Below are 4,392 nucleotides of genomic sequence, written 5' to 3'. Positions count from 1 at the left end.
GCGACGGCGAACAACAAGCCTGTGAGCTGGGCAGACCTTGAAAGCCAAGCTTGTGTTTCTGCACTTCTGGGACCTATATCCAAGCCGGGACTTTACAATGCTTCGGATTGCGGTAGGTTTGCAAGCATGGAAACCAAGGAACTCAAGGGGTTCGTGCAGGAGTCCTTCGAAGATCGACTTCGGAATGACCGGGTCCCGATGCTCTCGATCCGGAGCCTCAGGCTGGCGATCGGCATCACCATCGACGAATTGCGCACCCGCATCTTCGAAATGACCGGACACCAGTACGGCCGCGGAACGATTTCAGCCGTCGAACTCGGCCACCGAGGAGCCAGCGTGGAGCTGCTCGGACATCTCGAGCGCGCATACGGCCTCGAAGCCGGATCGCTCGAAACCGCATACCCGCCCAAGCGGCAAAAGGCTGCCGCGCCGGGCGCCGGCAAGCACGAAGCGGGGGCCGCGTGATGAACGAAGTCGAGCAGTTCGACTTCCGCGGCCATGAGGTCCGCGTGATCCAAGGCGACGACGGTGAGCCCCGCTGGGTCGCCGCCGACGTCGCCAAAGTTCTCGGGTACCGCGATGCCACGCAGGTGACGCGCTTCGTCCGCGACCGCCACAAGGGGACAGAGAAGCTCTGTACCCCTGGCGGTGACCAGAGGATGACCGTGCTGACTGAAGCGGGTCTCTACGCCGCGATCATGAAGTCCCGCGCGCCGCTGGCCGCTGACTTCCAGGATTGGGTGACCGACGAGGTCCTGCCGGCCATCCGTCGGCACGGCGGCTACTTGACCCCCGCAGCTGCAGAGCAGGCGCTGATGGACCCGGATTTCATCATCCGGTTGGCCACGGATCTCAAGACCGAGCGCGCCAAGCGCGAGGAACTCGAAGCTGCCCGTGCAGTTGACGCGCCGAAGGTCGTCTTCGCGGACGCGGTCGCCGTGTCGAAGACCAACATCCTCGTCGGCGAGCTGGCGAAGATCCTCCGCGGCAACGGCATCGACATCGGCCAGAACAGGATGTTCGCGGTGCTCCGCGCCAACGGGTTCCTGATCAACCGAAAGGGCACCGATTGGAACATGCCGACGCAGCGAGCCATGGACCTCGGCCTGTTCCGGATCAAGGAGACCACGGTCACGCACGCGGACGGGCATACAACCATCTCGAAGACCCCGAAGGTCACGGGCAAGGGGCAGCAGTACTTCATCGAGCGGTTCCTCGATGGACGCCTGCCGGGAAAGGAGGTGGCGTGATGAAGGTCGTTCGGCTGAGGATGCGGTCAGGGCCGCTCGCGGTACTTCGGGTCGTCCCACTCCCAGAGAAGGGGGTCTCCGTCGTCGTGGCTGACGTCAAGGACCCGGTGCCCGTACGCGCGGTCACCATCGAAAATGTCCATGTACAGATGACGCTCGCGGTCCGTAAGGCTCTCGGGAATCTCGGGATCACGGGGATCGTCGAAGAAGAACTCGACCTGGTAGTCCGCCTTGATCCACAGATCCACCGAGTTCGGGGCGCGAAGGTTCAGCGGCACACCGCCCTCTTTCAGGTCGCCGACCGCAGTGCGAATCCAGGGGAACGTCCAGTACGGCATCTCGTACTCGTATCCGTTGATTTCCAGCGTGAAGGTCTTCTCCGTCATGCCACGAGGCTACTTCGACGCCTTCACGCCCGCCGCTCACTGCGTCGGCCCCTCGACCAGGAGTACCCCAAGCAGGCGCGGACGCCGGGCGTCGGCAAGCACGAAGCGGGGGCCGTGTGATGTCCCCCGATCCCTGGCTCATGACTCAGGTCCGCCGCCGGGCCGCCCAGATCGTCGAGGACTGGTCCGAGCGGGTCTACGTCCGCTGCGTCGTCGACGAGCTCGAGGCCGAAGGCATCCACGACATCCGGCACTTGCCGGCTGACGAGGTCGACGCGCTGATCATCCGGCACACCGTCGCCCCGCTCATGGACGACGAGGACGAGGAGGAGGTGGCGTGATGAACGGCAACAAACCAGGCGATGTCGCCATGAACGACCGCCGTTACGCACCTGAGGGGCTGCCGCTCCTCGAATACTTCACCGCCCACCGCGTGCTGACGCGGATCCGCGAGCAGATCCTGACGGGCAGGCCGTCGGGCCGAGTCATCGACGAGGCAATGGACGAGCTGCTCGACCTCGCCGGCAAGGGAGGGCGGGGCGATGGGTAGGTCAGGACATGAGCTCCAGCAGCCCCATGACGGGCAGAGCCGGCAACTGGTTGACGACGAACGGCCACACGAACCGCTCGGATATCTTCACCCAGCGGTCACGGTTGTTCGACCGTGCGGCCACCCGCAGAAGGGCGCCGGAGAACCTCGTGAGCACGTCTTCGAGCAGGACGTCGCCGACAGCTGCGTAATTGCCGAGCGCATCACGCACTGCGGCGATGGTGGCTTCGGCGTAGCGCCGCGCGTCGTCAGGCAGCGACTTATCGTCGGCGAGCTCGGCGACGACGTCGTCCAGAAACGCGGTAACGGCGTCGAACTGTGTCTGATCAGCAACGGGGAGCATTCCCACGAGCATGTCGCCCAACGTCGCCAGATGATCGCGCGCAGTCTGGTCGATCGATGCCGACCCCTGTTGCTGCCACGAGCGCGGGTAGTGGAACACGATGCGGACCCACTCGGGGAAGTACCGCTCGTAGACCGCAGTGCGACGCCCGCTGGCCTTCAACTGCGCGAGAAGCTCTTCGATCGCGTCGAGGTGACGAACCGCGAGCCTGTGCTCGAACAACGACTGGTCACCTCGGACCTGTTGAGCCGACGACTGGTGATTTCCCGAATGCCATTGCTCGAAGGTCTGCCAAAGAAGCTCTGCCGGATTCGCCATGGCTCGATCTTATCGCGCTGTGCAGCGCAAACAGTCGCCCCGCGTTCGCGGTGGCGCGGCTCGACTGGCAGGCACCGGGGTTCGAGTCCCCGGCGGGCGCCGGTGCGTTAACGCGGTTTCGTGTTCTTCACCGCCAAGCCCTGCCCCATGGCCTGCTCATCTGCGGATCTCCTCAGGCCGGCCGGGCTGCGCACCACCCATCCACCTCAAAAGAAAACGGCCCGCACCTGGCGCAACAGGTATCGCGGACCGCTCCTAGTTCGAAAGGAACTGGAATGCACGATACCCGATCAAACCCCCGAGGGGTGATGACGATGGCCGACCACGTCACCCGGCCCGTCACCGGCCGGCAGACCGTGTCCGTCGCCGAGTTCGCGGCAATCTTCGACATCGACCTCCAGCGCGTCTACCGCTGGTGTCAGTCCGGCCGACTCCGGACGCTGCCCAAACGACCTGGATCCCGGGAGCACTGGAAGATCCTTGCCTCCGAAGTCGACCGCGTCATGGTCGAGGGGTTTCCCCGCGACCCGAGGCAGGTGGCCTAATGCCTGAGCTGACCAGAACCATGAGCCACCGCGATGACGCGCTGCGCGTCGTGATGTGGACGAAGCCCGGTTGCGCGGCGTGTGCCCGCACCGAGGCGCTGCTGACCAGGCATGACGTGCCCGTCCTCGAAGAGAACATGACCGACGAGATCCTGCAGTTCGCGGCCGAAATGGGATTCCGTGAGGCCCCGGTGGTTCTCGGCGTGCGTCCCGATGGCACGTCGACGTGGTGGGCGGGGCTCGACTTCACCCGCATCGCCGAGTTCATCGGCCTGGCACGGAAGGAGCGCGACCGTGTCTGATCTTCCTGCTTGGGTGCGCGTCGACTTCGACGTCGAACACGAGCTTGCCGAGGCCATGTACCCGCACCGCTACCGGGCCGCGTACCGCGCGGTGTGGGACGCGCGTGACCGCATCGCCCTCGTCGGCCGGATGCTGGCGGTTTCCGCCGGCGTGATGGCTGCCCATGCGCTGGTGCAAGCCGCCATCACGGCCTCCGAGCTGCTCAACGCGACCCCTCTGCTGTGGGGCGCGGGAGCGGTCGGCTGGACGTGGGCGGCCCGCGAGTTGTGGTGCACCGCCCGACGCATCGAGGAGGTCACGCCGTGACGGTTCAGCTCCTTGCACGCCTGCGGTACCCGGCAGATGGTGGCCGCCTGGTGATGCTCACCTGGATCGACTCGCATGCCGAACCGCGTCGCGTCGGGGCATTGCACTTGGGCGACGTCTGCGACGTGATGCCCCGCGAGTTCGTCATCCCGCGCCGCGCCACGCTGCCTCGGCCCCCGCAGGTTGGAGTCGGCCGCTTCGTCTCCTTGTCGGAGCTGCGCACCTGGATCGATGACCAGCCCGACCAGAAAGTCCGCGCCGCCCTGGCCGCGTTCATCGCCTGGGCCGACGCGATCGACATCGACCGTGATTTGGAGGAACCTCGATGACCACCGACCAGCCCGTTCGCCGTGCCGAGGACGGCCCCGTCACCCCGACGTGGTGTTCGACC

10 protein-coding genes are annotated in these 4,392 nt (G+C 65.6%); 8 read left to right on the top strand and 2 right to left on the bottom strand.

What is annotated here, in order from left to right:
* Positions 1 to 126 precede the first annotated feature (126 nt).
* Together DI573_RS14210 and DI573_RS14205 are read left to right on the top strand one after the other, a co-directional pair.
* The gene (locus tag DI573_RS14210; RefSeq protein WP_292815662.1) at positions 127 to 465 is read left to right on the top strand and encodes a hypothetical protein; all 339 of its coding nucleotides are present in this window, start codon (positions 127 to 129) and stop codon (positions 463 to 465) included.
* A complete protein-coding gene (locus tag DI573_RS14205; RefSeq protein WP_292815665.1) occupies positions 465 to 1,250 on the top strand; it encodes a phage antirepressor KilAC domain-containing protein in 786 nt (261 codons plus the stop codon). Before DI573_RS14210 ends, DI573_RS14205 begins: the two co-directional genes overlap by 1 nt.
* Before the next feature lie 26 nt (positions 1,251 to 1,276).
* Here DI573_RS14205 and DI573_RS14200 read toward each other — a convergent pair whose 3' ends face one another.
* The gene (locus DI573_RS14200) at positions 1,277 to 1,636 is read right to left on the bottom strand and encodes a hypothetical protein (protein WP_292815660.1); all 360 of its coding nucleotides are present in this window, start codon (positions 1,634 to 1,636) and stop codon (positions 1,277 to 1,279) included.
* A 140-nt stretch (positions 1,637 to 1,776) separates the two neighbouring features.
* Between DI573_RS14200 and DI573_RS14195 the strand changes: the two genes are divergently transcribed.
* Both DI573_RS14195 and DI573_RS14190 read left to right on the top strand, forming a co-directional pair.
* A complete protein-coding gene (locus DI573_RS14195; protein ID WP_292815658.1) occupies positions 1,777 to 1,977 on the top strand; it encodes a hypothetical protein in 201 nt (66 codons plus the stop codon).
* Positions 1,974 to 2,186, top strand: coding sequence for a hypothetical protein (locus DI573_RS14190; RefSeq protein WP_292815655.1), 213 nt, complete (start codon positions 1,974 to 1,976; stop codon positions 2,184 to 2,186). Before DI573_RS14195 ends, DI573_RS14190 begins: the two co-directional genes overlap by 4 nt.
* 1 nt (position 2,187) lies before the next feature.
* Here the strand turns inward: DI573_RS14190 and DI573_RS14185 are convergent, their stop codons facing one another.
* A complete protein-coding gene (locus DI573_RS14185; RefSeq protein ID WP_292815654.1) occupies positions 2,188 to 2,847 on the bottom strand; it encodes a hypothetical protein in 660 nt (219 codons plus the stop codon).
* Between the two features lie 275 nt (positions 2,848 to 3,122).
* Between DI573_RS14185 and DI573_RS14180 the strand changes: the two genes are divergently transcribed.
* The 4 genes from DI573_RS14180 to DI573_RS14165 are packed head-to-tail and all read left to right on the top strand — an operon-like array spanning position 3,123 to position 4,330.
* Positions 3,123 to 3,392 (top strand): helix-turn-helix domain-containing protein, encoded by a 270-nt coding sequence (locus tag DI573_RS14180; protein WP_168161371.1) that lies wholly within the window; start codon positions 3,123 to 3,125, stop codon positions 3,390 to 3,392.
* A gap of 20 nt (positions 3,393 to 3,412) precedes the next feature.
* The gene (locus tag DI573_RS14175; protein ID WP_070520739.1) at positions 3,413 to 3,694 is read left to right on the top strand and encodes a glutaredoxin; all 282 of its coding nucleotides are present in this window, start codon (positions 3,413 to 3,415) and stop codon (positions 3,692 to 3,694) included.
* Entirely contained in the window at positions 3,687 to 4,001 is a 315-nt protein-coding gene (locus tag DI573_RS14170) for a hypothetical protein (RefSeq protein ID WP_292815646.1), read from the top strand. The genes DI573_RS14175 and DI573_RS14170 overlap by 8 nt, the downstream gene beginning before the upstream one ends.
* Complete coding sequence (locus DI573_RS14165) at positions 3,998 to 4,330, top strand: hypothetical protein (protein ID WP_292815643.1); 333 nt, start codon at positions 3,998 to 4,000, stop codon at positions 4,328 to 4,330. The genes DI573_RS14170 and DI573_RS14165 overlap by 4 nt, the downstream gene beginning before the upstream one ends.
* Positions 4,331 to 4,392 lie beyond the last annotated feature (62 nt).

This window comes from Microbacterium sp. (assembly GCF_003248605.1).
Lineage (GTDB): Bacteria > Actinomycetota > Actinomycetes > Actinomycetales > Microbacteriaceae > Microbacterium.
Note: the sequence above shows the minus strand (reverse complement) of the source record. Positions and strands in the feature narration are given on the sequence as shown.